The sequence below is a fragment of the Streptomyces sp. NPDC026673 genome, assembly GCF_040638135.1.
Lineage (GTDB): Bacteria > Actinomycetota > Actinomycetes > Streptomycetales > Streptomycetaceae > Actinacidiphila.
In genome coordinates this window covers 38,786-64,862 of sequence record NZ_JBEZXR010000041.1, presented here as the reverse complement: position 1 = coordinate 64,862, position 26,077 = coordinate 38,786, and the positions used below count along the sequence as shown (strand labels likewise).

Annotated in this window: 24 protein-coding genes; 15 read left to right on the top strand and 9 right to left on the bottom strand. The window is 73.7% G+C overall.

Annotation, left to right across the window (positions count from 1 at the left end; translation table 11 throughout):
• The first annotated feature begins 99 nt into the window (after nt 1-99).
• From AB0F62_RS25790 to AB0F62_RS25760, 7 genes are all read left to right on the top strand, one after another.
• A complete protein-coding gene (locus tag AB0F62_RS25790; protein WP_361803632.1) occupies nt 100-1,305 on the top strand; it encodes an acetyl-CoA C-acyltransferase in 1,206 nt (401 codons plus the stop codon).
• Nucleotides 1,306-1,415: 110 nt separating this feature from the next.
• Nucleotides 1,416-2,399 (top strand): 1,2-phenylacetyl-CoA epoxidase subunit PaaA, encoded by a 984-nt coding sequence (gene paaA / locus AB0F62_RS25785; RefSeq protein WP_361803629.1) that lies wholly within the window; start codon nt 1,416-1,418, stop codon nt 2,397-2,399.
• Nucleotides 2,396-2,704, top strand: a complete 309-nt coding sequence (gene paaB, locus AB0F62_RS25780; RefSeq protein ID WP_361803626.1) for a 1,2-phenylacetyl-CoA epoxidase subunit PaaB — start codon at nt 2,396-2,398, stop codon at nt 2,702-2,704. The genes paaA and paaB overlap by 4 nt, the downstream gene beginning before the upstream one ends.
• Before the next feature lie 9 nt (nt 2,705-2,713).
• Nucleotides 2,714-3,571 (top strand): 1,2-phenylacetyl-CoA epoxidase subunit PaaC, encoded by an 858-nt coding sequence (gene paaC / locus AB0F62_RS25775; RefSeq protein WP_361803623.1) that lies wholly within the window; start codon nt 2,714-2,716, stop codon nt 3,569-3,571.
• Nucleotides 3,565-4,089, top strand: a complete 525-nt coding sequence (gene paaD / locus AB0F62_RS25770; RefSeq protein WP_361803687.1) for a 1,2-phenylacetyl-CoA epoxidase subunit PaaD — start codon at nt 3,565-3,567, stop codon at nt 4,087-4,089. The genes paaC and paaD overlap by 7 nt, the downstream gene beginning before the upstream one ends.
• Nucleotides 4,089-5,198 carry a 1,2-phenylacetyl-CoA epoxidase subunit PaaE gene (gene paaE, locus AB0F62_RS25765; RefSeq protein ID WP_361803620.1) on the top strand — a complete coding sequence of 370 codons (1,110 nt, stop codon included), beginning with the start codon at nt 4,089-4,091 and terminating at the stop codon, nt 5,196-5,198. Before paaD ends, paaE begins: the two co-directional genes overlap by 1 nt.
• 53 nt (nt 5,199-5,251) lie before the next feature.
• Nucleotides 5,252-6,217, top strand: a complete 966-nt coding sequence (locus AB0F62_RS25760; RefSeq protein WP_361803617.1) for an anti-sigma factor RsbA family regulatory protein — start codon at nt 5,252-5,254, stop codon at nt 6,215-6,217.
• Nucleotides 6,218-6,285: 68 nt separating this feature from the next.
• Here AB0F62_RS25760 and AB0F62_RS25755 read toward each other — a convergent pair whose 3' ends face one another.
• The 4 genes from AB0F62_RS25755 to AB0F62_RS25740 all read right to left on the bottom strand — a co-directional run bounded on the left by AB0F62_RS25755 (nt 6,286) and on the right by AB0F62_RS25740 (nt 8,411).
• On the bottom strand, nt 6,286-6,432 hold the full coding sequence (locus tag AB0F62_RS25755; protein ID WP_361803614.1) for a CsbD family protein: 147 nt from the start codon (nt 6,430-6,432) through the stop codon (nt 6,286-6,288).
• Nucleotides 6,386-7,336: a YhjD/YihY/BrkB family envelope integrity protein gene (locus AB0F62_RS25750; protein ID WP_361803611.1), complete on the bottom strand. Its 951-nt coding sequence runs from the start codon at nt 7,334-7,336 to the stop codon at nt 6,386-6,388. Before AB0F62_RS25750 ends, AB0F62_RS25755 begins: the two co-directional genes overlap by 47 nt.
• An 8-nt stretch (nt 7,337-7,344) precedes the next feature.
• On the bottom strand, nt 7,345-7,596 hold the full coding sequence (locus AB0F62_RS25745) for a hypothetical protein (protein ID WP_361803608.1): 252 nt from the start codon (nt 7,594-7,596) through the stop codon (nt 7,345-7,347).
• 353 nt (nt 7,597-7,949) lie between these two features.
• Nucleotides 7,950-8,411 (bottom strand): SRPBCC family protein, encoded by a 462-nt coding sequence (locus AB0F62_RS25740; RefSeq protein ID WP_361803605.1) that lies wholly within the window; start codon nt 8,409-8,411, stop codon nt 7,950-7,952.
• Between the two features lie 129 nt (nt 8,412-8,540).
• Here AB0F62_RS25740 and AB0F62_RS25735 point away from each other — a divergent pair, with 129 nt between their 5' ends.
• The 6 genes from AB0F62_RS25735 to fxsA all read left to right on the top strand — a co-directional run bounded on the left by AB0F62_RS25735 (nt 8,541) and on the right by fxsA (nt 17,143).
• The gene (locus tag AB0F62_RS25735; RefSeq protein WP_361803602.1) at nt 8,541-10,979 is read left to right on the top strand and encodes a SpoIIE family protein phosphatase; all 2,439 of its coding nucleotides are present in this window, start codon (nt 8,541-8,543) and stop codon (nt 10,977-10,979) included.
• 75 nt (nt 10,980-11,054) lie between these two features.
• Nucleotides 11,055-11,495, top strand: coding sequence for an Lrp/AsnC family transcriptional regulator (locus AB0F62_RS25730; protein ID WP_361803599.1), 441 nt, complete (start codon nt 11,055-11,057; stop codon nt 11,493-11,495).
• A gap of 202 nt (nt 11,496-11,697) precedes the next feature.
• Complete coding sequence (locus AB0F62_RS25725) at nt 11,698-13,248, top strand: amidohydrolase (RefSeq protein ID WP_361803684.1); 1,551 nt, start codon at nt 11,698-11,700, stop codon at nt 13,246-13,248.
• Nucleotides 13,249-14,140: 892 nt separating this feature from the next.
• Nucleotides 14,141-15,685, top strand: coding sequence for an apolipoprotein N-acyltransferase (gene lnt / locus AB0F62_RS25720; protein ID WP_361803596.1), 1,545 nt, complete (start codon nt 14,141-14,143; stop codon nt 15,683-15,685).
• Nucleotides 15,682-16,476, top strand: coding sequence for a polyprenol monophosphomannose synthase (locus AB0F62_RS25715; RefSeq protein ID WP_361803593.1), 795 nt, complete (start codon nt 15,682-15,684; stop codon nt 16,474-16,476). Before lnt ends, AB0F62_RS25715 begins: the two co-directional genes overlap by 4 nt.
• Nucleotides 16,477-16,519: 43 nt before the next feature.
• Entirely contained in the window at nt 16,520-17,143 is a 624-nt protein-coding gene (gene fxsA, locus AB0F62_RS25710; protein ID WP_361803590.1) for an FxsA family membrane protein, read from the top strand.
• Between the two features lie 63 nt (nt 17,144-17,206).
• Here fxsA and AB0F62_RS25705 read toward each other — a convergent pair whose 3' ends face one another.
• The 3 genes from AB0F62_RS25705 to AB0F62_RS25695 form a co-directional block, all read right to left on the bottom strand.
• Complete coding sequence (locus tag AB0F62_RS25705; RefSeq protein WP_361803587.1) at nt 17,207-17,581, bottom strand: RNA polymerase-binding protein RbpA; 375 nt, start codon at nt 17,579-17,581, stop codon at nt 17,207-17,209.
• A gap of 256 nt (nt 17,582-17,837) precedes the next feature.
• Nucleotides 17,838-19,202: an MFS transporter gene (locus tag AB0F62_RS25700; protein ID WP_361803681.1), complete on the bottom strand. Its 1,365-nt coding sequence runs from the start codon at nt 19,200-19,202 to the stop codon at nt 17,838-17,840.
• Nucleotides 19,203-19,457: 255 nt separating this feature from the next.
• Nucleotides 19,458-20,624 (bottom strand): hypothetical protein, encoded by a 1,167-nt coding sequence (locus tag AB0F62_RS25695; protein WP_361803584.1) that lies wholly within the window; start codon nt 20,622-20,624, stop codon nt 19,458-19,460.
• A gap of 1,136 nt (nt 20,625-21,760) precedes the next feature.
• Here AB0F62_RS25695 and AB0F62_RS25690 point away from each other — a divergent pair.
• Complete coding sequence (locus AB0F62_RS25690) at nt 21,761-22,990, top strand: class F sortase (RefSeq protein ID WP_361803581.1); 1,230 nt, start codon at nt 21,761-21,763, stop codon at nt 22,988-22,990.
• A 32-nt stretch (nt 22,991-23,022) separates the two neighbouring features.
• Here AB0F62_RS25690 and AB0F62_RS25685 read toward each other — a convergent pair whose 3' ends face one another.
• Together AB0F62_RS25685 and AB0F62_RS25680 are read right to left on the bottom strand one after the other, a co-directional pair.
• Nucleotides 23,023-23,811 carry a glycerophosphodiester phosphodiesterase gene (locus AB0F62_RS25685; RefSeq protein ID WP_361803578.1) on the bottom strand — a complete coding sequence of 263 codons (789 nt, stop codon included), beginning with the start codon at nt 23,809-23,811 and terminating at the stop codon, nt 23,023-23,025.
• Nucleotides 23,808-24,488 (bottom strand): hypothetical protein, encoded by a 681-nt coding sequence (locus AB0F62_RS25680; RefSeq protein WP_361803575.1) that lies wholly within the window; start codon nt 24,486-24,488, stop codon nt 23,808-23,810. The genes AB0F62_RS25685 and AB0F62_RS25680 overlap by 4 nt, the downstream gene beginning before the upstream one ends.
• A 98-nt stretch (nt 24,489-24,586) precedes the next feature.
• Between AB0F62_RS25680 and AB0F62_RS25675 the strand changes: the two genes are divergently transcribed.
• Nucleotides 24,587-26,077, top strand: a complete 1,491-nt coding sequence (locus tag AB0F62_RS25675) for a PLP-dependent aminotransferase family protein (protein ID WP_361803572.1) — start codon at nt 24,587-24,589, stop codon at nt 26,075-26,077.

The window sequence follows — 26,077 nt, the reverse complement described above, 5'->3', positions numbered from 1 at the left end:
CGATCGTCACCACCCTTGTGAACCGACCGAACATTCGGTTAGCGTGCGGCACGCCCAAGGTAATCCAGCATCCGAACTGCCTGTCAAGAGGTGGAACGCATGTCCCAGCACCTCCCCGCGCGACCCGCAGACGAGGTCTTCCTGATCGACGGCGCCCGTACCCCACAGGGCCGCTACGGCGGCGCTCTGGCGTCCGTGCGCCCCGACGACCTGGCGGCCCTGGTGGTCGGCGTGGCCGTGAACCGCGCCGGGATCCCGGCCGAGGCCGTGGACGAGGTGATCCTCGGTGCCGCCAACCAGGCGGGTGAGGACAACCGCGACGTCGCCCGGATGGCCGTGCTGCTGGCGGGCCTGCCGCACACCGTGCCCGGCTACACCGTCAACCGGCTCTGCGCCTCCGGGCTCACCGCCGTCGCCTCCGCCGCGCAGGCGATCCGCTCCGGGGAGGCCGACCTGGTCGTCGCCGGCGGTGTGGAGTCCATGACCCGCGCCCCGTGGGTGATGGCCAAGCCCGGCACTCCGTGGGCCAAGCCCGGCGAGGTGTACGACACCTCCCTGGGCTGGCGCTTCACCAACCCGCGCTTCACCCCGAAGGACACCCTGTCCATGGGGGAGACGGCGGAGGAGGTCGCCGCCCTCGACGGGATCACGCGTGCCGACTCCGACGCCTTCGCGCTGCGCAGCCACCAGCGGGCCGTCGCCGCCCAGGAGGCAGGGCGCTTCGACCGCGAGATCGTGCCGGTGGCGGTCAAGGACGGCGAGGTCACCCGTGACGAGGGCCCGCGGCCCTCCACCACCCTCGAGAAGCTCGGGACCCTGCGCACCATCTTCCGTGCGGACGGCATCGTGACCGCCGGCTCCTCCTCGCCGCTCTCCGACGGCGCCGCCGCCCTCGTGGTGGCGAGCGGCGCGGCCGTCGAACGGTACGGGCTCACCCCCCGCGCCCGGATCGTCACCGTCGCCACCGCCGGCGTCGAGCCGCACGTCATGGGCCTCGGGCCCGTCCCGGCCACGGAGAAGGCCCTCGCCCGCGCCGGATGGCAGACCGGCGACCTGGACGCCGTCGAGCTGAACGAGGCCTTCGCCGCCCAGGCCCTCGCCGTCGTCCGCCGCCTCAAGCTGGACGAGGAGCGGGTCAACGCCGACGGCGGTGCCATCGCGCTCGGCCACCCGCTCGGCTGCTCGGGCGCCCGCATCCTGCTCACCCTCCTCGGCCGTCTGGAGCGCGAGGGCGGCCGGCGCGGCCTGGCCACCCTCTGTGTGGGTGTCGGCCAGGGCGTGGCGATGCTGGTGGAACGGGTGTGAGCGGGGCGCCGTACGGGCCGCGCGCGGGCGTCGTCCACAGGGCTTGCCGGGCGCGGGAAACTTCGTCAGACTGTAACCGAACGAATGGTCGGTAGGGGAAGCTGGTATCGATGACCACACCGAACGCCGCCGTGCCGGCGGAGGGCGCGCAGGCGCCGCTCCAGGAGCACTTCGACGCCACGATCGCGCGGGACCAGCGCATCGAGCCGCGGGACTGGATGCCCGACGGCTACCGCAAGACGCTGATCCGGCAGATCGCGCAGCACGCGCACTCGGAGATCATCGGCATGCAGCCCGAGGGCGAATGGATCACCCGCGCCCCGTCGCTGCGCCGCAAGGCCATTCTGTTCGCGAAGGTCCAGGACGAGGCCGGGCACGGGCTGTATCTCTACTCCGCCGCCGAGACCCTGGGCGCCGACCGCGAGGATCTCACCCAGCGGCTGATCGAGGGCCGCCAGAAGTACTCCTCGATCTTCAACTACCCCACCCTCAGCTTCGCCGACGTCGGCGTCATCGGCTGGTTCGTCGACGGCGCGGCGATCTGCAACCAGGTGCCGCTGTGCCGCTCCTCCTACGGGCCGTACGCCCGTGCCATGGTGCGCATCTGCAAGGAGGAGTCCTTCCACCAGCGCCAGGGCTACGAGTTGCTGATGACGATGATGCGCGGCACTCAGGCCCAGCGGGAGATGGTGCAGGACGCCGTGGACCGCTGGTGGTGGCCGTCGCTGATGATGTTCGGCCCTCCCGACGGCGACTCGCCCAACTCCGCCGCCTCGATGGCCTGGAAGATCAAGCGGCACAGCAACGACGAGCTGCGCCGGCGGTTCGTCGACATGACCGTCCCGCAGGCGGACAGGCTCGGCGTGACCCTGCCCGACCCCGAGCTGCGCTGGAACGAGGAGCGCGGCAGGCACGACTTCGGCACCCCCGACTGGTCGGAGCTGCAGCGCGTCATCAGCGGCGACGGGCCCTGCAACACCGAGCGGATGACACGCCGCCGCTCCGCACACGAGGAAGGCGCCTGGGTGCGCGAGGCCGCGACCGCCCACGCCGCCAAGCAGGCGGCGCGGGCTCAGGAAGGAGCCGTGGCATGAGCACCACCGGCGACAGCACGACCCGGGGCGAGTGGCCCCTGTACGAGGTGTTCGTCCGCGGCAAGCGCGGCCTGAACCACGTCCACGTCGGCTCCCTGCACGCGGCCGACGACCGCATGGCCCTCACCCACGCCCGCGACCTGTACACGCGGCGCAACGAGGGCGTGAGCATCTGGGTGGTGCGCTCGGAGTACATCGCCGCGTCCACGCGGGACGAGAAGGACCCCTTCTTCGAGCCCAGCGCCGACAAGGTCTACCGGCACCCCACCTTCTACGACATCCCCGAAGACGTCCCCCACATCTAGGAGCAGGGCATGAGTGAGGACCACGTCTACCTGTCCCTGGCCGAGGGGCACGACGACAGCGACGCCCGCTGGGCCTTCGGGACCGGCTTCGAGGATCCGCTGCACGGCGTCGACACCACCGTCCCCGAGGGTGTGGACGCCGCGCAGCTGGCCGCCCACTGCACGGCGCTCGGCGACGACGCCCTGGTCGGCGCCCAGCGCCTGGCCGAGTGGTGCACCCGCGCGCCGGAGCTGGAGGAGGAGGTCGCCCTGGCCAACATCGGGCTCGACCTGCTCGGCCAGGCCCGTCTGCTGTACTCCCGCACCGGGCAGGTGGACGGCACCGGCCGTGACGAGGACGCCTACGCCTACCTCCGGGACGCCGCCGACTTCCGCAACGTCCGCCTCGCCGAACTGCCCTGCGGCGACTTCGCGTTCTCCATGGCCCGGCTGCTGGTCATGTCCTGCTGGCGCCTCGCGCTCTTCGAGCGGCTCGCCCGCACCGCGCAGGATCCGGTACTCGCCGCCATCGCCGCCAAGGGCGTCAACGAGCTGACCTACCACCGGCAGTACGCCGCCGAGTGGACGGTACGGCTCGGCGACGGCACGGAGGAGTCGCACCGCCGCATGCGAGCCGGCCTGGAGCAGGTCGCCCCGTACGTGGAGGAGCTCTTCGCGGCCACCGCGACGTGCGGGGTGGATCCGGCCGAGGTGAGGGAAGAGGTGACCGCGGTATTGCGCCAGGTCACCGAGGCCGCCGGCCTGCCCCCGGTCGAGGCCGACCCCCTGCCCGGTCAGGGCCGCGCGGGGGACCGCACCGAGCACCTCGCCCCGCTCCTCACCGAGCTGCAGGGCGTCGCCCGCGCCCATCCCGGAGCGGTCTGGTGAGCGCGGTCACCGCCCTCACCGACGCGCACCGGGCAGCCCGCGTCGCCGCCCAGGTGCCGGACCCCGAGCTGCCCATGCTCACCCTCGCCGACCTCGGAGTCCTGCGCGAGGTCGAGGTCGCCCCGGACGGCACCGTCGTCGCCAGCCTCACCCCGACCTACTCGGGCTGTCCCGCCATGGCCGAGATGCGTGCCGACGTCGCCGCGCGCCTGCGCGCCGCCGGATTCCCGCGGGTCGAGATCCGCACGGTCCTGGATCCGCCCTGGACGACCGACTGGATCACCCCCGCGGGCCGCCGCAAGCTCGCCGAGCACGGCATCGCGCCCCCCGGTCCGGCCCCCCGCCGGGCCGCCGGGCCGGTGCCGCTGGTGCTCACCGCCACCCGGCGCACCGTCGTGTGCCCCCGCTGCGGATCGGCGGACACCGAGGAGACCTCGCGCTTCGCCGCCACCTCCTGCAAGGCCCTGTGGCGCTGCCGCGCCTGCCTGGAGCCGTTCGAGTACGTCAAGGAGATCTGATGGCCCCGACCACCCCCGCACCGCAGGCGCCGGCCCCGCGCGTCCGCCGCCGTCCGGTCTTCCACGCCCTGCGGGTCGCCGAGGTCGAGCCGCTGTGCGAGGACGCCGCCGCCGTCAGCTTCGACATACCGCGCGAGCTGGCCGGGGAGTTCGCCTTCGCGCCCGGTCAGTCCCTCACCCTGCGCCGCGAGGTCGACGGCCGGGACGAACGCCGCTCGTACTCCATCTGCTCCCCGGCCGGGGCCACCCCCCGCATCGGCGTGCGCGTGGTGCCGGGCGGTCTGTTCTCCTCCTGGCTGGTGCACGAGGTGCGCGCCGGCGACACCGTCGAGGTCATGGGGCCCACGGGCGGCTTCACACCCGATCTCACCGCGCCGGGCCACCATGTGCTCATCGCCGCGGGCTCCGGCATCACCCCGATGCTCTCCATCGCGGAATCCGTCCTCGCCGCCGACCTCGGCTCCCGGGTCACCCTCTTCTACGGCAACCGGCGCACCGACACGGTCATGTTCGCCGACGAACTCGCCGAGCTGAAGGATCTCCACCCGGCCCGGTTCCAGCTCGCCCACGTGCTCTCGCGGGAGCCGCGCGAGGCCGAACTGCTCTCCGGTCGCATCGACGCCGAGCGGCTCGCCGCCCTCGTCGGCGGACTCGTCGACGTTCCGAACGCCGACCACTGGTGGCTGTGCGGCCCGCACGGCATGGTCGTCGACGCCCAGCGGGTCCTCGCCGGGCTCGGGGTGCCCGAAGACCGCGTCCACCAGGAGCTGTTCTACGCGGACGACGAGCCGGTGACGCCGGTGCGCCACGAGGACGCCATGGCCGACGGCCCGGTCAGCCAGGTGACGGTCACCCTCGACGGCCGCACGACCACCGCCGCGCTGCCGCGCGACCGCAGCGTCCTGGACGGTGCCCAGCGCACCCGGCCCGACCTCCCCTTCGCCTGCAAGGGCGGGGTCTGCGGCACCTGCCGCGCGCTCGTCACCGACGGCAAGGCCGACATGCGGCGCAACTTCGCCCTCGAGACCTCCGAGGTCGACGCGGGCTATGTGCTGACCTGTCAGAGCTACCCGGTGTCCGACAGCCTGACGGTCGACTTCGACAGCTGATGCCCCGGCGGCACATCCCGCCCCCGGCGACCGGTTGGTAAGGTCGGCCCGGGGTGGGAGGTGACGACGTGCTGAGCGAGGTCGGCCAGGTCTGCGACGCCGGGCCGTTCGTGCACCCGGCGCTGTTCTACCGGAACACGCGGGAGTACACGGCCGGAACGGTGCCGTTCCTGCTGGACGGCATCGCCGCCGGGGAACCGGTGGCCGTCGCCGTGCCCCCGCCTCGTCTCGCCCTGCTGCGCACGGCGTTGGGCCCGAGCGGCGCGGGCGTGCGCTGGATCGACATGGAGCGGGCGGGCCGCAATCCCGGCCGCATCATCCCCGACGTCCTGCGCGCCTTCGCCGACACCCATCCGGACGGCCGGGTACGGATCGTCGGGGAGCCGGTCTGGCCGGGGCGGACGGCGCTGGAGTACCCGGCCTGCGCGCAGCACGAGGCGCTGATCAACCTGGCCTTCGCCGGACGTCCCGTCACGATCCTGTGCCCCTACGACGCGGCCCTGCTGGAGGCCTCGGTGCTGGCGGAGGCCCGCGCCACCCATCCCGCGGTGGTCGACGGCGGCCGCGAGGAACGCAGCGCGCGCTACGCGCCGCGCAGGGTCGTCGCGGCCCACAACCGGCTGCCGGAACGGCCCTCCGGCGTCCTCGCCTTCGGCTTCACGGAGCCGGAACTCGCCGACGCCCGGCACATCGCGACCGCCGAGGCACGCCGACTCGGCCTGGACGGCGAGAGGCTCGCCGAGTTCTCCCTCGCCGCCGGGGAGCTGATCACCAACAGCGTGCTGCACGGTGGCGGTTCGGGTGTCGTCAGCGTCTGGTCCGAGGGTGGACCCGACGGGCAGGTGGTCTGCGAGGTCCGGGACCGCGGACACCTGGCCGACCCGCTCGCCGGGCGCCGGCCCGCGTCCCGTGACCTCCCGCACGGCAGGGGGCTGCTGATGGTGAACCGCCTTGCGGACCTGGTGCGTCAGCGCACCGGCGGTGACGGCACGACCATCCGCTTCTACATGCGCCGATGACCGCGGGGCCGGCGGGCGCGCGTCGCGCTCCGCCGGTCCCGCGGTCGGTGTTCATTCGACGGGCCGGGTCAGTGGCCGAGGGCGTCCTTGCCCGCGTCCTTGCTCTTCTCCACCACCTGCTTGGCGTCACTGCCGACCTGATCCGCCTTGCCCTTCGCGCGCAGGCTCTCATCGCCGGTCAGCTTGCCCGCGGCCTCCTCGGCTTTGCCCTTCATCTTCTGGCCGGTGTTCCTGGCCTTCTTCTCGGCACCCATGGGGAACTCCTTCCGGGGGTCGATCAACGCTCTCCTCCGCCTGCCCGGAAGATCCGTGATGAAACCATTTGTTCGGATTCTGCAGATGGCGGCCCAGCAAGGCACCCCCGAAGACCACGAAACCCACGCCGATCAGCCAGCACTGCACGACCAGCACCGTGCCGACCGACCCGTACGACACGGCGTTGGTCACGATCAGAGGGGAGAAGACGAAGGACGAGAAGATCCGCAGCCCGATGAGACCGACCATGGTCGCGACCGCCCCGGGCACCAGCGCCGACCACGGCACCTGCCCGGCCAGCAGGAAGTACTGGCCCCACCAGAAGAAGAAGAAGCCCAGCACGACACCCGTGCCGCCGCGGAGCACCGTGTCCGGCCATCCGCTGCCCAGCAGCGCCCCGCTCTGCGCCTCCGCGAACAGATACGCCGTCAGCGTCGCGAGCCACACCGCCCGCCGCCACACGTGGTGCCAGGGATTCGGCGGCACCTGCCAGATCCGGGTGTACCCGACCTCGACGCACGCCGCGAACGACAGCCCGAACAGGGCCAGCGCCAGCAGGCTCAGACCGCTCGTACTGCTGATCACCTTGCGCGGTGCGGCGAAGAGCCTGCGCACGGCCTCCGCGGGTTCCGCCGACAACCCCATCCCGTCCACGACCCACTGCGCGAACCCGTATCCGTGGAAGGGGACCGCGGCGGCGACCACGATCAGCAGCGGGACGAGCGTCACGAGGCCGAGCGCCGCGAAGCCCATCGACCGCTGCAGCAGTTCCAGTTCGCCGCCCTGGTGCCACATGCGGCCCGCCCGGGACTCCCGCCACGTCCGGTACGGATGCCGCAGCCACCGGGCCGCCCCACCGGCCATCGCACACCTCAGCGCAAGGTGGTGCGGGCCGCCGCGCGGGGTACCGTCTCCACCCCGTCCACCCGCCCGGACCGCCGCACGTCACGCCCGTGGGGGGTCAGCGGACCGCGCCGGCCGTCGATCCCGGCGGCGAGCCCCGCCGGGTCTCCGCCGGACGGGGAGGAACGGTGCGTGCGCGCGGTCCGCCGCGCACTCCGCCGTTCGGCTGACGCGTCGGCCGGCTGGTCGTCGCGGTGGCTCTCCAGGGCTTCGGAGCGCATGGTCCGTCCTCCTCGCTCGCTCCCGCAGCCGGCGCGGCCCGTTCCCGCCTCTCCCGAGCGGCACCGCGCGGGGCTCCCCGGCGGGCGGCGGCGCCACGGAGGCGCCGCCGCCCGCCGGGACGCGTCGCGGCGTTCGGCACACAGGCGGGAGGCCGCTGCGATCGCTGCTCGGGCCTCATGAAGGGCGGCTTTCCGCGTACGCGCAGGACAAACGCACGACCCGCCGTGTGGACCGGATCGGCCGGAGCAGCCGCGGGCGCGGTCGCGGCTGGGTCCGCAAGGCCACGCCGAGCCGCGGCGCCCCACCCGGGGATCGGCCGGGGCGCCGGCACGCGTGGGGCCCGAGTGCCCGGTCAGCCTCCCGGCGCGACACGGCCGCGCCAGGCCCCGGTCTCGCTGCCGCGTTCCTCGATGAAGTGCTTGAAGCGCCGCAGGTCGCCCCGCGCCCGCCGGTCCACGACGCCGAGCGCGTCAGCCGCCTTCTCCGCGAGGCCGGAGGTCTCGAGCTCCATGGCCAGGTTCACCCGGGTGTGCGAGGCGTCCAGCTCCTGGAAGGTCACGACACCGCGCTGGCGTACGTCACCGGTGATGGTGCGCCATGCGACCCGCTCGTCCGGCAACTGGTCGACGATCTCCGTGTCGAATTCGCGGCGGGCACCGGCGACATTCGTCACCCAGTGGTTGTGCCGGTCGTCGACCTGGGTCACCTGTTCCACGCCCTCCATGAAATTCGGGAATTCCTCGAATTGCGTCCACTGGTTGTATGCCGTGTGCAGCGGGACGTCGACGTCGACGGTTTCGCTGATCGTGCCCATGAGTTCTCTCCTTCCGAGGAATCGTCGCTGGGTCGGCTTCCCGATGGCGATGTCCCTAACCGTCCCGATCCGCCGGGGCCGACCCCGCGCGGCGTCCACCCGGCGAGGGGATTGTGCGATGCTCGCAGAGTGAGCCACGACGGAGCCGTTTCCGCGCCCGGTGGCCGGCCGGAGGAGCGTTCCGCCGCCGACCAGCTGGCTCGCACCGTCGCCAGGCTGCGGGCCGAACTGGACGAGCAGCGGCTCGCCGCGCCCGGCCGGGCCGCGGTGGAACAGGCCAAGGGCGTGCTCATGGAACGTCTCGGGCTGGCCCCCGGAACGGCCCGCGAGGAACTGGAGCGGCGGGCGAACAGGGCCGGACGCGGCGTGCTGGAGGAGGCCTGGGCGCTGCTGGGCGAGATGCCCACCGGACGCCCCCCGTCCGCCGCGCCGCGCGGGGAACCCGACGCCGAGACCACGATCGGGACCGGCGTCCGCCCGGTCGCACCGGGCGCGGACATGCGCTCCGTCTTCACTTCCTCCCGCTACACCTCCCGCTACACCTCCCGCTACACCTCCCGGTACCGCCGCGCCGCGCCGAACCCCCGCGGACTCGGCGGCGTCCTCGCCGCGGCGGGAACCTCGGAGGAACTGGCCTGGCTGCTGGTGGAGCAGCTGGGGGAGACGGCGGACGTCGATGCCGTCCTGCTCTACGCCGGGGCACCCGCGGGCGGACTGGACCTCGTCGCGCACGCCGGAGTCGACGCGGGCACCGCGGCCGCCTGGGGCCATGTGCCGCCGCTGTCCGGACTGGCACCCGTGGAGGCGGCGCGCCTCGGCCTGCCGGTGTGGCTCCGCGGCCTCGACGAGGACGGTGCCGACCGAGCCCTCCTCGGCGACCGTTCCGGCATGTGGGCCTCCCGGGCCTGGCTGCCGCTGCGTCGCGGCGAGGACGTCGTGGGCGTGGCCGGCTTCCTGCGCCGATGTCCGGACGACTTCGGCACCGCCGACCGCGCCCTGCTCACCGCCGCCGCACGGGCCTGCGCCACCTGCCTGTCGCCCGCCCCCGCCGCCGCGTGGTCGGCGACCGTCCAGGCCGTACTCGACACGCTGTACGAGGCGGCCGTCCTGCTGGTCCCCGTACGCGGCATCGAGGGCGAGGTCACCGACTTCCGCGTCGAGGCGGCGTCCCCGGCGTCGGTGGACGTGGCGGGCCGCACGGGACGCGAACTGGTGGGCCGGCGCGTCCTGGAGTGCTACCCGACCGTGGCCGGCACCCCGCTGTGGCAGGGGTACCTCGACGCGCTGGCGACCGGAGAGCCGTACGAGAGCGAGCCCTTCGAGTACCACGAGGTGGCGGCGGGCGTCCCGCGCAGCTCGACGTACTCGGTGGCCGCGGTGCGCCTCGGCGACGCGCTGGTCGTCTCCTGGCTGCGGCACGACACCGCCGACCGCGAGGCGGCGTGGCTGCGCCGGCTCCAGCACCTGGGCAACCTCGGATGGGCCGACTGGGATCTGGCCTCCGACACCCTGAGCTGGTCGCCGCAGGTCTACACGGTCTTCGACCGCGACCCGGCGCTCGGGCCGATGCCGCTCGACGAACTGCCGCAGCACCTCTTCCCCGACGACGTGCCCGCCGTCGGCGCCGCCGTACGGGCGCTGCTGGAGCGGGGCGAGCCGGTCGACGTGCCGTTCCGGATCCGCACCGGCCACGGCACCCGCCACCTGAGGATGGTCGGCGAGGCCGTCGCCGACGCCGAGGGCACCCCGGTGGTCGTGCACGGCTTCTTCCAGGACCTGACCGCCCTGCGGCACGGGCAGATCGCCCTCGACGAGGCCCAGCGGGCGTTCAGCTCGCAGCAGCGGACCCTGAACGCCGAGCACATCCTGGCGCGGCGGCTGCAGCGCGCACTGCTGCCCGTCCCCGAGGAACCCTTCCGGCTGCGCGGCGTGAGCTGCGACGTCTCCTACCTCCCGGCCGAGGGCACCATCCAGATCGGCGGCGACTGGTTCACCGCGGTCGAACTGCCCGACGACTCCGTACTGCTCGGGGTGGGCGACGTCGCCGGCCACGGCGTCGAGGCGGCCGCCTCGATGGCCGGGCTCCGCTACGGCGCGGAGGCCATGGCCCTGAGCGGCACACCCCCGCACCGCCTGCTGGAGCGGCTCAACCAGGTGCTCATGAACACCGGCTCCGCCACCGCCACCATGGTGCTGGCCCACTACCGCCCCGCCGACGGCGCCCTCACCTGGGCACAGGCCGGGCACCTCCCGGTACTCCACCTGCGCGACGGCCGCGCCGACTACCTCGAGCGGCCCGAGGGGCGGATCCTCGGCGCGGACCGCGAGAGCCGCTACGGCCTGTGCGAGACCCGGCTCCGCCCCGGCGACCGGCTCTTCCTCTTCACCGACGGCCTCATCGAGCGCCGCGGCCAGGACCTCGACGCCGGTCTGGAGGACCTCGCGCGCGTCGCCGAGCGGGTCGCCTCCGAGGACTGCACGACGGTGGCCGCCGTGCTCACCCACGCCCTGGGTCCCGCCAACCCGCGCGACGACACCTGCCTGCTCTGCATCCGGATCTGCGACTGACGGGCCGGGCGCGGGTGGCCGGGACGGGGCGGCCGGATACCGCCTGCGTCGGCGGACCCTGTAGGTTCTTGCGCTGTGGAGGAGCTGGACAGGCAGATCGTGGAACTTCTCGTGGCCGACGGGCGCATGAGCTACACCGACCTGGGCAAGGCCACCGGCCTGTCCACCTCCGCGGTGCACCAGCGCGTCAGGCGCCTGGAGCAGCGCGGGGTGATCCGCGGGTACGCGGCGATCGTGGACCCGGAGTCGGTGGGACTGTCGCTGACGGCCTTCATCTCGGTGAAGCCGTTCGACCCCAGCGCCCCGGACGACATCGCCGACCGCCTCGCCGAGGTCCCCGAGATCGAGGCCTGCCACAGCGTGGCGGGCGAGGAGAACTACATCCTCAAGGTCCGGGTCGCGACCCCGATCGAGCTGGAGCACCTGCTCGCCAAGATCCGCACCCTGGCCGGTGTCTCGACCCGCACCACGGTCGTCCTCTCCACCCCGTACGAGGCGCGCCCACCACGCGTCTGAGGCCCCCGCGGCCCCGACCCACCGCACCACCCCGTCCCCTCGCCCCCACCGGGGCCACGGACGGGCCCACCATCACATCGCGAGGCGAAACCCAGTGCCGCACACCACGAACGAGCCGACCACCAGCGGATCCGGCGCGAGCCGCACCGTGCTGCTGCGCGGCGGCAACGTCTACAGCCCCGCCGACCCCTTCGCGACGGCCATGGTCGTCGAGGGCGGCACGGTCGCCTGGCTCGGCTCCGAGGGCGCCGCGGACTCCTTCGTGGCCGGCGTCGACGAGGTCGTCGACCTCGCCGGGGCGCTCGTCACCCCCGCCTTCACCGACGCCCACGTGCACACCACCGCCACCGGCCTGGCCCTCACCGGCCTCGACCTGGCCCCCGCCCGGGACCTCGCCGACGCCCTCGCCCGGGTCAGCGCGTACGCGCACGCCAACCCCGGAAACCGGGTGCTACTCGGCCACGGCTGGGACGAGAGCCGCTGGCCCGGCCGGCGCCCGCCGACCCGCGCCGAGCTCGACACGGCCACCGGCGGCCGCCCTCTGTACCTGACCCGCGCCGATGTCCACTCGGCGGTCGTGACCACCGCCCTGCTGGCGCTGGTCCCCGGTGTCGAGGGCCTGGCCGGCCACCACCCCGACGAGCCGCTCACCCGCGACGCCCACCACGCGGTCCGGCGCGCCGCGTACGCCGCGGTCACCCCCGAGCAGCGGGCCGCCGCCCAGCGTGCCGCCCTGGCCCACGCCGCCTCCCTCGGCATCGGCGCCGTCCACGAGTGCGCGGGCCCGGAGATCTCGTCCGAGGACGACCTCACCGCGCTGCTGCGGCTCGCGGAGGCCGAGCCCGGCCCGCGCGTCTTCGGCTACTGGGCCGAGGCCGTCACCGGCGCCGGGGACCTCGAGCGGATCCGGGACCTGGGCGCCGTCGGCGCGGGCGGCGACCTCTTCGTCGACGGCTCCATCGGCTCCCACACGGCCTGTCTGCACGCCCCGTACACCGATGCGCCCGCCGGCAGCGGCACGGCCTACCTGGACGCGGCCGCGATCGCCGACCATGTGGCCCTGTGCACCGAGGCCGGTGTGCAGGCCGGTTTCCACGCCATCGGCGACGCCGCCGTGTCCGCGGTCGCCGAGGGGGTGCGCGAGGCCGCCCGCCGGGTGGGCCTGGACCGGGTGCGCGCGCTGCGGCACCGCGTCGAGCACGCCGAGATGATGACCCCGCAGACCGTCGCCGCCTTCGCCGAGCTGGGCCTGGTCGCGTCCGTGCAGCCCGCCTTCGACGCCGCGTGGGGCGGCGAGGACGGCATGTACGCGCAACGTCTCGGCGCCGCGCGGGCCCGCACCCTCAATCCGTTCGCCGCCATGACCCGCGCCGGTGTGCCCCTCGCCCTGGGGTCCGACAGCCCTGTCACGCCGCTGGACCCCTGGGGCACGGTGCGCGCCGCCGCCTTCCACCGCACCCTGGAGCACCGCATCTCCGCGCGCGGGGCGTTCAACGCCCACACCCGCGGCGGCTGGCGCGCCGTGGGCCGCGACGAGGCGGGCGTCCTCGTCCCCGGCGCCCCCGCCGACTACGTGGTGTGGCAGGCCGGTGACCTCGTCGTCCAGGCCCCCGACGAGCGGGTCGCCAACTGGTCCACCGATCCGCGCTCCGGCACGCCCGGCCTGCCCGACCTGACCCCCGGCCTCCCGCTGCCGACGGCCCTGCGCACGGTGGTCGGCGGCCGTACGGTCTTCGCGCGGCCGAAGGAGTGACGGGTCAACCGCCGATGCCTCCGAACGGTTCTCCGTCGGGATGGCGTGGAACTTTCCCCGGCCTCGCGTTGACCTGCTGATTTGGTCAATCGGCGCAGGTCAAGCGGGTGTTGACAGGCGGCGGTCGGGGGCGAGTAGGTTCGGCCGGGTCCACCACCGGACGTCCGACCGGATTTCCGTGCGCCGACGGCCGCAGCTGGGCCACGGGGCGTCGCGCCGCACGGCGCGCGCCACTGGCAGCCAGGTCCAGCGCTCGCGGCACGGAACGCGGTCCGCCTCCCCGAGAGGCTCCGCCCGGTCGGCAGGTGTGACCCGGGAGGGGCCCGGACGCCCAGTAGACAACGGCCTTGTCGCCGATCCGCAGCCAGCGGGTCCCAGGTCGGCCCGAAGGGCGTTCCGGGCCCCGAGCAGTCCCCCGATCGGCCCCGAAGCGCACGCCGCGACCGCCGCACCCGCGACCGGGCACACGGGGGTACGACCCCCCGGGGGTACGCGAACGCCCCCGTCCCCGTGGCGAAAAGGGGCCCGGGGGCGGCCGAAAGGCGCGGCCCGGAACGCCGCCCCGGCACGCCCCACGACCACCGCCCGGACGCATCCCGCCCGCGGCGCGAGGTCCCGGCCGGGGCGGCTCAAGGGCCGGCGCCCGCGCGGCAGCGGCCCGCCGCCGTGCGGCGAGCGGTCCCGGCGTCCAGGCTTTGCCCGCCCGGGGTCCGCAGGTGGGGCCGTTAGAGGTACGGTCACTCTCACACAGTGACCACCTGCAGGAAGGCCGCGAACCTTGCGACCGCGCTCCGACGCCGCACCGGCTCCCGCCGCGCCGCCGGCGACGTCCGAAGAACCGCTGCCGCCCCCCGCCCCCCGGCCCGGTCGTGCGGCGCGCACGCTGGGCGCCGTGCGGGCCAACGCGCGGCGGTCGGCGCTCGCCGCGCTGTGCGGTCTGGCACTGGCGGCCGCGTTCCCCCCGTACGGGGTGTGGCCGCTGTCGATCGCGGCCGTGGCCGGACTCGCGCTGCTGACCCGGGGCCGCACCGCCCGTCAGGGCGCCTGGCTGGGCTTCGCCTTCGGGCTGCCGTTCTTCGTGTGGCTCCTGGTGTGGCTGCGGGTCATCGGCTGGGACGCCGTCGTGGGCCTGTCGGTCATCGAGGCGCTGTTCGTCGCCGTCCTCGGCGCGGGCCTCGCGGTCACCTCGCGGCTGCGCGCCTGGCCGCTGTGGGGCGCCTGCCTGTGGGTGGCGGAGGAACTCGCCCGCGACCGGCTGCCGTTCGGCGGCTTCCCGTGGGGCCGGCTGGCCTTCGCGAACACCACCACGCCGTTCACCCCGCTCGCCGCGCTGGGCGGCGCGCCGCTGGTGACCTTCGCCGTGGCGCTGTGCGGTTCGCTGCTGGCCGCGTTCGCGGTCGCCGTGTGGCGGCTGCGCAAGGGCCCGGTCGTGTTCGGCAGGCGCCGCTTCGTGCCCGCCGCGGGGGCCGCGGTCCTGGCCGTCGCGACCTGCGCCGCGGGCTACGCCGTGCCGGTGCCCACCAAGGCCGACGACACCGTCCGGGTCGCCATCGTGCAGGGCAACGTCCAGCAACCGGGCATGCACTTCCTCGGGCGGCCCCTGAAGATCCTCAACAACCACGTCGAGGCGACCCTCAAGCTCGCCGAGGACGTCAAGGCGGGCCGCACGCCCAAGCCCGATCTGGTGATCTGGCCGGAGAACTCCTCCGACATGGACCCGTTCGCCGAGCCGCAGGCCTACGCCCTGATCACCAAGGCGGTCCAGGCCGTCGGCGTCCCCGTCCTCGTCGGAGCGCTGGTCGACGGCCCGGACGAGGACCATGTGCAGAACGAGGGCATCGTCTGGGATCCGCAGACCGGCCCCGGCGACCACTACACCAAGCAGCACCCGGTGCCCTTCGGCGAGTACGTGCCCTTCCGCAAGCAGCTCACCAAGGTCATCAAGCGGCTCGACCAGGTCCCGCGCGACTTCTACCCCGGCAAGGGCAGCGGCGTCCTGCAGATCGGCCCGGCGAAGCTCGGTGACGTCATCTGCTTCGAGGTGGCGTACGACGGCATCGTCCACGACACCGTGACCGCCGGCGCCCGCGCCCTCATCATCCAGACCAACAACGCCACCTACGGCCGCACGGGCCAGCCCGAGCAGCAGCTGGCCATGTCGCAGCTGCGCGCCGTGGAGCACGGCCGCGCCGTGGTGACGGCCGCGACGAGCGGCATCACCGCGGTCGTGGCCCCGGACGGCCGGATCGAGCAGCGCACGCGGGAGTTCACACAGGACGTGCTCAGCGCGCGGCTCCCGCTCCGCGACGATCTGACGGTCGCCGACCGCGTCGGCTCCGCGCCGGAATGGACCCTCGCTATGGTGGGCCTCCTGTCCTGGGCCGCGGCGATCGCGCTCGGCAGGCGAGGACGCACACAGACGAAGGAGCAGCAGTGAGCGATGGCGGTGGGGTGACCCGTGGCACGGCCCAGGATCGGGCTTTCGGGCCGCTCGGCACGGTTCTCGTGATCATCCCGACGTACAACGAGGCCGACAACGTCAAGCCGATCGTCGCCCGGGTCCGGGCGGCCGTGCCCGAGGCGCACATCCTCGTCGCCGACGACAACAGCCCCGACGGGACCGGCAAGCTCGCCGACGAACTGGCCGCCACCGACGACCACGTCCACGTGCTGCACCGCAAGGGCAAGGAGGGCCTCGGCGCCGCCTACCTGGCGGGCTTCCGCTGGGGCATCGAGCACGACTACGGCGTGCTCGTGGAGATGGACGCCGACGGCTCGCACCAGCCGGAGGAACTGCCGCGCCTGCTCACCGCGCTCAAGGGCGCCGACGTGGTGCTGGGCTCCCGGTGGATCCCCGGCGGCCGGGTGGTGAACTGGCCCAAGTCCCGCGAGTTCCTGTCACGGGGCGGCAGCACCTACTCGCGGCTGCTGCTCGACGTGCCGCTGCGCGACGTCACCGGCGGCTACCGCGCGTTCCGCCGGGAGACGCTGCAGGGCCTTGGCATGGACGAGGTGGCCTCCCAGGGCTACTGCTTCCAGGTCGACCTCGCGTGGCGCGCGGTGAAGTCCGGCTTCCACGTCGTCGAGGTCCCGATCACCTTCGTCGAGCGGGAGCGCGGCGACAGCAAGATGAGCCGGGACATCGTCGTGGAGGCGCTGTGGCGGGTCACCGCCTGGGGCGTCGGCTCGCGCGTGAAGCGCCTGACCGCCGGCCGGCGCCGGGGCTGACCGCCCCTCGGGACTCCGGCGGGGAGCAGGCACAATGGTGCTTATGACGATCAGCTCCCCGCCACCGGCCGGTCCGCGGCAACCGGGCGGCGACCCGCGCCGGCGGCGGCGCTCACGCGCCGGAACATGGATACCGCTCGGTGTGGCCGCCTACGCGCTGCTGGAGATCTGGCTGCTCATCCTGGTGGCCGGGGCGGCCGGCGGACTGACCGTCCTCCTGCTGCTCGTGGCCGGCTTCGCGGGCGGGGCCCTGGCCGTGCGGCACGCCGGCCGCAGCGCCTGGCGTGCGCTGAACGCCGCGATGCGCTCCGGGGGGCCGGAGCAGGAGCGGGAACGCGGCGCTTCCGGCGGCGAGAACGGCGGCGGAGCGGCGCCGGTCATGTTCGGCGGACTGCTGCTGATGGTGCCCGGACTGATCTCCGACCTGGCCGGGCTGCTGCTGCTCTTCCGGCCGACCCGGTCCCTGCTGACCAGGGCGGGCGGACGGTTCCTGGACCGCAAGGCCGCGGCCCCGCGCGAGCAGGGCTCGCTCGGCGACCTCTTCGCCCAGGCGCGCGCCGCCGACCAGCAGATCCGCATCCACCGCCCCGACGGCAAGGTCATCCGGGGCGAGGTGGTCGACCCCGCCCCGGAGCGGGACGACGAAAACCCCGGGCCGCGGCACTGAGGCCACGCTCGCCCGGGGCGCACGTCTGAACGGGCCCGCCCCTCACGGGCCCACTTCCTTCTGTCAGGCGGTCTTGCGGTTGTCGCGCGGATGCACCGCGATGTTCATGGCGCCGGAGCGCAGGACGGCCAGCCGCTCGGCCAGCACTTCCTCCAGCTCCTCGAGCGTGCGCCGCTCCATGAGCATGTCCCAGTGCGTACGCGCGGGCTTGCTCGTCTTCTCCTCCGGGCCCTCTCCGTCGACCAGGAGCGCGATCTGGCCGCAGGCGCGGCACTCCCACTCCGGCGGAATCTCGGCCTCCACCGAGAACGGCATCTCGAATCGATGTCCGTTCCGGCATGCGTACTCAACGGTCTGGCGCGGTGCCAGATCGATGCCGCGGTCGGTCTCGTAGCTTGTCGCCCCGAGTCGCGTGCCGCGGAGAGCTCGCTCACTCATGAATCGTGCCTCCCGGGCTGTGTCGCCCACAGGACAGGTGTCGCTGTCGTCGTCATCCGGTCAACGTCCGGTCGGCGGTGAAGATTCCCGTAGTCGGGAGGTGCGTCGCCCGTCGTGCCGCCCCTTTTTGTACCCATCGACGCCCGTTTTGTCACATCTAGCGAGAGATGTCACCCTGCGTTCTGGTATCTTTAGCGCGCAGTAACGGTCCATCCGACGGCCAACGGCGTACACTACCGCGCCGCGCCCATTCGCACTAAATCGTCTCGGGGACCGGATTGCCCGCGGCCGCCACCGCCCGCCGCATCGGCACCCTCGCCAACAGCACGAAGCCGATCACGAAGAACGCCACCAGCGACACGATCGCGTACCGGTAGCTCCCGGTCAGCTGGTACGTCAGGCCGAACAGCAGCGGCCCCAGCCAACTGGTGCCCCGGTCGCTGACCTCGTACACCGAGTAGTACTCGGCCTCCTTCCCGCGCGGGATGAGGTGCGAGAACAGCGAGCGCGACAGCGCCTGGCTGCCGCCCAGGACCATGCCGATGGCCGCGGCCAGACAGTAGAACGCCACCGGTTCGCCGGCCGGGAGGAAGAAGCCGGCCCCGATCGTCAGCGTCCACGCCACCAGGGAACCCAGCACCGTCCGGCGCGCCCCGTACCGCGCGGCCAGCCGGCCCAGCAGCAGGGCGCCGAACACGGCCAGCACCTGCACCAGGAGGATCGCGCCGATCAGTGCTGTCTCGTCCAGCTCCAGTTCCTTCGAGCCGTAGAGCGAGGCCTGGGAGATCACGGTCTGGATGCCGTCGTTGTAGATGAGGTATGCCAGCAGGAAGCCGAGGGTGAGCGGATGGCGGCGCATGTCCCGCAACGTGTCGGCGAGTTGGCGCCAGCCCTGGCGGAGCGACCCCCGGCGCCCGGTGGCGTTCCCGGTGGCGTGCCCGCCTGGCGCCCTGTCGCGCAGCCGTATGAGGGGGACAAGCGTGAAGGCGGCCCACCACAGGCCGGCCGAGGCCAGGCAGATCCGCACCGCCATGCCCTTGGAGATCCCGACGGCGTCATGGCCGAGGAACAGCGCCAGGTTGGCGACCAGCATCAGCGCCCCTGCGGCGTATCCGAAGGCCCAGCCGCGTGACGAGACCGCGTCCCGCTCGTGGGGTTCGGCGATCTCCGGAAGGAAGGCGTTGTAGAGGACCATGGCCGCCGCGAAGGCGACGTTGGCGACGATCAGCAGGGCGCCGCCGAGGAGATAGCGGTCCCCGGTCACGAAGAACATCGCCGTCGTCGCCGCCGCGCCGAGATACGCGAACGCCCCGAGGAGCGCCTTCTTGCGCCCCGTCCGGTCGGCGATCGCCCCGGCGAGCGGCATCACCAGCACCGACAGCAGGACGGAGGCGGACACCACGTACGCGAAGTACGCCCCGGCACGCACCGGGATCCCGAGCGGGTGGACATAGCCGTCCGGACCCGCGGCGGTCTCGGCGATGTCGGTGAGGTACGGGCCCAGGAAGACCGTGATCACACTGGTGGAGAAGACCGAGTTGGCCCAGTCGTAGAAGTACCAGCCGCGCTGTGCGCGCCGCCGCTCGTGGGCCGGGGTGGCGGTACCGCCGTGCACCGCCATGTCCTGCGCCTCACCCGTGGTCACCCGTTGTTCCCGCCGATCCGTGTCCGTGCGCCGTGCCGATGTGATCGGTCATGATGCCATCCGCGGCCGGAGCGGGGGAGAGGGATGATCCGCTTGGTTCGTCCGTTCATCCGGCGGACGCCTTCCGTCCGCCTTTCCCGCGCAGGGGACTGCCCCCGGGCGCCGCGCGGGCGGCCCGGGGGCAGTGCGTTGTCTCACTTGTATCGCGTGTATCGCGGAAGCCCGCGAGGATCAGGCCTTGCCGCCGTTCGCACGCCGGCGACGCAGCATGTAGACGCCGCCACCGGCACCGGCGACCAGGAGCGAGGCGCCGAGCAGGGTCTCCGGGGCGTTCATGCCGATCGAACCACCGAAGCCGGTGTCGGGGCCGCCGCCGTTGCCGCCGCCGCCGCCACCGCCGCCGCCGTTGCCGCCACCGCCGCCGCCGTTGCCGCCGCCGTAGCCACCACCGCCGCCGCCACCGCCGTGGCCGCCCTTGCAGCCCTTGTTGCCGCGGCCGTAGCCACCGCCGTTGTCACCGCCGCGACCGCCGCCGCTGCCCCACGAGTCGTCCATGTTGCGGCCGTCGTCGGACGAGGAGCCGAAGCTCTGGGCGGTCAGGTCGTCGTTGTTGTCGTTGTTGCTGTTGCCGTTGCTGTTGTTCCCGTTGCCGTTCTCGTTGTTGCCGTTGCCCTCACGGTCGTTGCCGCCGCCGCCGTTGCCGCCGCCGTTGTCACCGCCGCGACCGCCGCCACCGCCGCCGCCGTTGTCGCCTCCACGACCGCCGCCACCGCCGCCGCCGTTGTCGCCTCCACGACCGCCGCCGCCGTTGTCACCGCCGCCGTAGCCGCCGCCACCGCCGCCGTGGTCGTCGTCGCCCTTGTCGCCCCACCACGACTCGCAGCGGTCGTCGCCGCCGTAGCCACCGTGGCCGCGGCCGTAACCGCCGTGGCCGCCCTTGTTCCCGTGGCCGCCGCCGTAGCCGCCCCCACCGCCGTAGCCGCCACCGCCGCCGTGTTCGCCACCGCGACCCTCACCGTCACGGCCTTCGCCGTCACGGCCCTCGCCGTTGCCGTCAACGCTGACGATCACGGACTTTGTGACAGAGTTGGGGCTGGTGGTGCCCGCCGGCTCCGTGCAGGTCAGCTTGACCTCGTAGGTACCCGCTGGCGTGTTCTCATCCACCAGGAGTCGGAATTTGGTGGCCGAGGCCGAGCCCACCGGTGCCGCATCCGGAAGGGTGGTCACGTAGGTCGGCGCTTCGATGCAGCCGGCGAGCGTGAAGGTGACGACATCGCCCGGTGTGACACGGCCGTTGTCGGAGACGGAGACGATCGGCTCTGCGGCCGCCACACTTGCCGGCAGGACGACGGCGGCAACCGTCATCGCCGCCGCTGCGAGAATGCGTGAACCACGCATGGGGGGAACCTCCTTGCGGACGGGGCAGGCGGGATTGGCTTTCCCTCGACACGAACTGCGACCGCGTCCTTGAGATCCATGGCACGAGGGCGGGGATCTTCACGCACCTCGGAAACTGCACATGCCATCCTCCGGACGGAGGATCAGAGATCCGGCCGGAATGGCGTTGTCGCAGGTCGGAGCCATACCCGCGGCCGCGTCAGAAAAATGTGAAGAGCTCGTCAAACGGGTGACCCACCGTCACGGGCAATCCGGGGTCGACGATGGCGGACGGATCGTCAGCCGATGCTCAGTCAGCCGCCGACCCATCAGGAGAAATGCCGTCAGCACCCGTCTGCTGCGGGGTGGCGACCGTGCACGTGGAGGTCGCGACACCTGAGAGGCGCGTATGAGTGTGGTCACCTCGCAGGAACGCCGGATTTTCAAGGGACATCTCACGCCGATTCACGAGAACGGCCCTACGAGGAAATTGACGCACCCCCTACTCGCGCAACGCGTTCACGCGGGCCTCCCATGGGCCGGGCCGTCCGGATGGTGCCGACGAACGCGACCGTCCATGCCGGGCCGGTGCTCCGCATCAGGCGGTTCAGGGTGCCGATGGTGAGGTCCGGTCGAAGGCGTGCAGGCCCGCCAGGGTGCCGGACCGCGTTCGTCTGCCGGCTCACCGCCACGCCCGGCGCAGGGGCGCGCCGCTCCACTCCACGTGTCCCCGCGCGTTGAGCCGCACCGCCGGCAGTACGGGGCGGGCGACCCGGGCGAACGCTGAACCGCACGCCTGCGGAGCGGTGTTGGCCAGATGCGCTCGCGCGGGCCGGCGCGCCCAGGAAGCCGCTCGGCAGCCACGGGGCGTGCGCGCGGTACACGACGACCGCGGTGGCGGCCAGCGCGTACGGGCCGTCGAGGTCCGGCGCGCACGAATGGTGAGGGTCCATCAGGCCACGGTCGGCATCATCGGCGCTCCATTTCGGCAACGCAGCGCCGGATTGCCTCCGCTGCCGCAGCGGCTCCACTCGATCGGGTGAGGAGTACATTGCCTGCCTGGCGCTGATCCGTCCGCGGTTGACGCATACTTCCGTTTAACATCATTTATGACGGACTGTCACTCATGACCGACCGGTCGGAGCTGAAGGACTGCGATGCTGCGAAACTCCGGGGATCACACCACCCCCGTGCCCTGGTACGGACAGCCCGACGCCTGGTACGGGCAGCCCGACCCCTGGTTCGGCCAGCCGTTCGTGCCCGGGCACACCGCCGACGCGGCACGGGCGCCCGGCCGGCCGGGCCGTACGCCCCAGCCGCCGGCCCGTGCCCGGCCCGCACCCGCCCCTGCCCCCGTGGAGAAGGCCGGAGCCGCGGCGAAGGGGAAGGCGAAACGGAAGCCGAAGGCCAAGGGGAAGCCGGCGCCGAAGGGGCAGACCCCGGCGGGCACCGCGGCGCAGGCCCCCGCGCAGGCCCCCGCGCAGGCCCCCGCGCCGGCCCCGGCCGGGGCGCCCCCGAAAGCTCCCCCGAAAGCCCTCCCGAAGGCGCCCCCCAAGGCGCCTCCCAAGGCCCCTCCGAGCACCCCGGCCCGGCCTCCGGCCAAGGAGGTTCGTCCGGCCGTCGGCACGGCTCCGGCCCGGGGCGGTGCCGCGGCGCGCGCCCGGCGGCAGCCGGCGCGTCCGCCCGGCCGTCCGGGAACCGGTGGCGCCGTCCGTCCCGCCGCCGGGCGGACGGGACAGGTGACGCTCACACGGCGCGGCCGTGGTGCCGTCGGGGTGCTCGTGTGCTCGGTCCTCGTGACCGGGGTGGTGCTGACCTTCCACGGCTTCATCGGTGGCGACGGTCCTCCCCAGCCGTCCGCCGCCTCCGCGGCGCTCCCCGACGGGGCCGCCGGGTCCATCAAGGTGCCGCCACCGCTGCCGCCCGCCCAGCCGACCCGCATCCGCGTCGGCTCCGTCAGCATCGACGCGCCGATCATGAACGTGGGCCTGGACAGCCGCGGCATCATCGCGGCGCCGCCGCCCGAGAAGGCGAGTGAGGCGGCCTGGTTCAAGGACTCGGTCAGCCCGGGGGCCCGGGGCGCCTCCGTCATCGTCGGGCACGTCGACAACGAGAGCGGCCCGGCGGTCTTCTACAGCCTCGGGGCGCTGAAGAAGGGCTCGACCATCGACGTCGTCCGCGACGACGGTTCCACGGCGACCTTCACCATCTACGGCATCGAGGTGTTCACCAAGGCCGAGTTCCCCGCCAAGCGGGTGTACGGGGACACCAAGGACCCCGAGCTGCGCGTCATCACCTGCGGCGGCACCTACAGCAGGGACGCCGGCTACTCCGGCAACGTCGTCGTCTTCGCGCGGCTGTCCAAGACCAAGACCGCCAAGGTGTGACGGGTGCCGGCCGGGGCCGGCGGCCCCGGCCGTCAGGTCCAGGCCCCGCGCGCGGTGTACACCTCGCGCAGGGCCTCCAGGCGGTCGGTCATGATCCCGTCCACGCCGAGGTCGAGCAGCGCGTGCATACGGGACTCGTCGTTGATCGTCCACACGTGCACCTGCAGACCCAGCCGGTGCGCCGTCGCGAGGAAGGCGGGGTCGACGACCCGGATGCCGTACGCCCGCTCGGGGACCTGCACGCACACCGCTCCACGCCGCCGCGCCGTGCGGAGGAGCAGCCATTCGGCCGCACGGCCGCCGCGGGACAGCAGGCGCAGATCGGCCACGCCCCGGGTGCCCAGCGACGTGGCCAGCCGGCTTCCGCCCAGTGCGCGCGCCCGGACCAGTCGGGGCTCGGAGAACGACCCCACGCACACCCGCTCCCATGCGCCGGCCCGGCGCACCGCCTCCACGAGCGGTTCGACCGCGGCGTCCACCTTGGCGTCCACGTTCCAGCGGACGTCGGGGAAGGCGTCCAGCAGTTCCTCGAACAGCGGCACCGGCTCGCGGCCGGCCACGCGGGCCCGGCTCACCTCGCTCCACGGCAGCTCGGCGATCCGCCCGCGGGCGTCGGTGACCCGGTCCAGGGACTCGTCGTGGAAGGCCGCCAGCACGCCGTCCGAGGTCAGATGGACGTCGGTCTCCATGTAGCGGTAGCCGAGGTCCGCGGCCCGCCGGAAGGCCCAGGCGGTGTTCTCCAGGCCGTCCGCCGTGCCGCCGCGGTGGGCGAAGGCGATGGGGGCCGGGCTGTCCAGATAGGGATGGCGTATGGCGCTCACTCCGGCAGTATGGCGCGACCGTCCGCGGCGTCCGCCACCGGCCGCCCCCCGCGGGTGACGACCACCGAGTCGTCCTCCGGCCGCGGCCGCGGCAGCTCGAAGACCCGCAGGAAGAACTGGGCCAGCGGGCCGATCGACACCGCGTAGACGACCGTGCCGATGCCGACACTGCCGCCCAGCACGAAGCCGATCGCCAGCACCGTCACCTCGATCGCGGTGCGCACCAGACGGATGGAGCGGCCCGTTCGGCGTTGCAGGCCGGTCATCAGGCCGTCCCGCGGGCCCGGGCCGTAGCGGGCGGTGATGTAGAGGCCGGTCGCCACGCCGTTGAGCACCACGCCCGCCACCAGCAGCGGGATCCGCGCGCCGAGGCCGTGCGGCTCGGGCAGCAGGGCGAGCGTGGCGTCCATCGACAGGCCGACGACGAAGACGTTGGAGACCGTGCCGAGGCCGGGGCGCTGGCGCAGCGGCCACCACAGCAGCAGGACGACCGCGCCGACGACGACCGAGACCAGGCCGATGCTGATGCCCGTGTGCCGTGAGATGCCCTGGTGGAGGACGTCCCAGGGGTCGAGGCCCAGCGCCGCGCGCACCTGCAGCGCCGCGCTCGCCCCGTAGAGGGCCAGTCCGGCGTAGAGGTGCAACAGGCGTCGTGCGGTGGTGGATTGGCCCTCCACGGGACCCCCCTCTGGCCATGACGAGTGGATGCGCGACACTATGTGGCATGGTCCTGGAGGAAATCCATGGCCAATATGCGAAAGGTGGACCGGAAACCATGTCGCAGTGGACCGCAACGGTAGGGGTCACTCATCTCGCCCGGCTCCTGGAGCCCCGCCCGCAGCGCGCCACCGGTCGCCGCGTCCCGGCCTACCGGGGGCTCGCCGACGGCATCCGGGTCCTGGTACTGGAGGGGCGGGTGCCGGTGGCCGCACGGCTCCCCGCAGAACGCGAGCTGGCGCTCGCCCTGGCCGTGAGCCGCACCACCGTCGCCGCCGCATACGAGGCGCTACGCGCCGAGGGGTTCGCCCGCTCGCGGCGCGGTGCGGGCACCTGGACCGCCGTCCCCGAGGGGCACGCCCTGCCGACCCGCGGACTGGAGCCGCTGCCCCCGGACGCCGCGGGCACCGTCATCGACCTGGGTTGCGCCGCGCTGCCCGCCCCCGAGCCCTGGCTGTCGCGCGCCGTCGAGGGCGCCCTCGCCGACCTGCCCTCCTACTCGGCGACCCACGGCGACTTCCCCGCCGGGCTGCCCGTCCTGCGCGAGGCCATCGCGGCGCGCTACACCGCCCGCGGCATCCCCACCCTCCCCGAGCAGATCATGGTGACCACCGGCGCCATGGGCGCCATCGCCGCCGCCGTACGCCGTCTCGGCGCGCCCGGTGAGCGCGTCGCCGTCGAGTCGCCGAGCTACGCCAACGTCCTGGAACTGCTGCGGGAGAGCGGCGCCCGGCTCGTCCCCGTCGCCATGCGCGAGGGTCTGGGCGGCTGGGACCTCGACGCCTGGAAGCGGGTGCTGCGCGACGCGGCACCGCGCATGGCCTACGTCATGCCCGACTTCCACAACCCCACCGGCACCCTCGTCCCCGACGACCAGCGCCGCGCCCTCGTCGAGGCCGCCCGGGCCGCCGGGACGGTCCTCGTCGCCGACGAGACCATGGCGGAACTGTCGTTGGACGGCGCGGCCGGACCGGCGCCGCGCCCGATGGCCGCCTTCGACCGCGGCGGCAGCGTCATCACCGTCGGCTCCGCGAGCAAGGCGATCTGGGCCGGGCTGCGCATCGGCTGGGTCCGCGCCGCGCCCGACGTCGTACGGCGGCTGGTCAGCGCCCGCGCCTACCTCGATCTCGGCTCGCCCGTCGTCGACCAGCTCGCCGTGGCCTGGCTGCTGCGCACGGGGGCCTGGGACGACGCCGTGGCCGCCCGCCGCGAACGTGCGCGCGCCCACCGGGACGACCTGGTCGACGCCCTCCGCGACCGCCTGCCGGACTGGGAGTTCGCCGTCCCCTCGGGTGGCATGACCATGTGGGTGCGCACCGCCGACGTGTCCGGGTCACGGCTCGCCGTGGCGGGTGAGCGCCTGGGCGTCCGCGTCCCCTCCGGTCCGCGCTTCGGCGTCGACGGCGCCTTCGAGGGCTACATCCGGCTGCCCTTCACCGTCGGCGGACCCGTGGCCCGCGACGCCGTCGACCGACTGGCCGCGGCCGCCCAGTCCGTCCGTGACGGGGGCGGCTCCGAGGGCGAGGGCGCGGGGCTGTTCGTGGCCTGA

Coding starts and splice junctions, on each gene's coding strand:
- AB0F62_RS25790 (WP_361803632.1), top strand. CDS start 100: ATGTCCCAGCACCTCCCCGCGCGACCCGCAGACGAGGTCTTCCTGATC.
- paaA (WP_361803629.1), top strand. CDS start 1,416: ATGACCACACCGAACGCCGCCGTGCCGGCGGAGGGCGCGCAGGCGCCG.
- paaB (WP_361803626.1), top strand. CDS start 2,396: ATGAGCACCACCGGCGACAGCACGACCCGGGGCGAGTGGCCCCTGTAC.
- paaC (WP_361803623.1), top strand. CDS start 2,714: ATGAGTGAGGACCACGTCTACCTGTCCCTGGCCGAGGGGCACGACGAC.
- paaE (WP_361803620.1), top strand. CDS start 4,089: ATGGCCCCGACCACCCCCGCACCGCAGGCGCCGGCCCCGCGCGTCCGC.
- AB0F62_RS25755 (WP_361803614.1), bottom strand. CDS start 6,432: ATGAAGGGCAAAGCCGAGGAGGCCGCGGGCAAGCTGACCGGCGATGAG.
- AB0F62_RS25750 (WP_361803611.1), bottom strand. CDS start 7,336: ATGGCCGGTGGGGCGGCCCGGTGGCTGCGGCATCCGTACCGGACGTGG.
- AB0F62_RS25745 (WP_361803608.1), bottom strand. CDS start 7,596: ATGCGCTCCGAAGCCCTGGAGAGCCACCGCGACGACCAGCCGGCCGAC.
- AB0F62_RS25740 (WP_361803605.1), bottom strand. CDS start 8,411: ATGGGCACGATCAGCGAAACCGTCGACGTCGACGTCCCGCTGCACACG.
- AB0F62_RS25725 (WP_361803684.1), top strand. CDS start 11,698: ATGGTCGTCGAGGGCGGCACGGTCGCCTGGCTCGGCTCCGAGGGCGCC.
- fxsA (WP_361803590.1), top strand. CDS start 16,520: ATGACGATCAGCTCCCCGCCACCGGCCGGTCCGCGGCAACCGGGCGGC.
- AB0F62_RS25705 (WP_361803587.1), bottom strand. CDS start 17,581: ATGAGTGAGCGAGCTCTCCGCGGCACGCGACTCGGGGCGACAAGCTAC.
- AB0F62_RS25700 (WP_361803681.1), bottom strand. CDS start 19,202: ATGGCGGTGCACGGCGGTACCGCCACCCCGGCCCACGAGCGGCGGCGC.
- AB0F62_RS25695 (WP_361803584.1), bottom strand. CDS start 20,624: ATGCGTGGTTCACGCATTCTCGCAGCGGCGGCGATGACGGTTGCCGCC.
- AB0F62_RS25690 (WP_361803581.1), top strand. CDS start 21,761: ATGCTGCGAAACTCCGGGGATCACACCACCCCCGTGCCCTGGTACGGA.
- AB0F62_RS25675 (WP_361803572.1), top strand. CDS start 24,587: ATGTCGCAGTGGACCGCAACGGTAGGGGTCACTCATCTCGCCCGGCTC.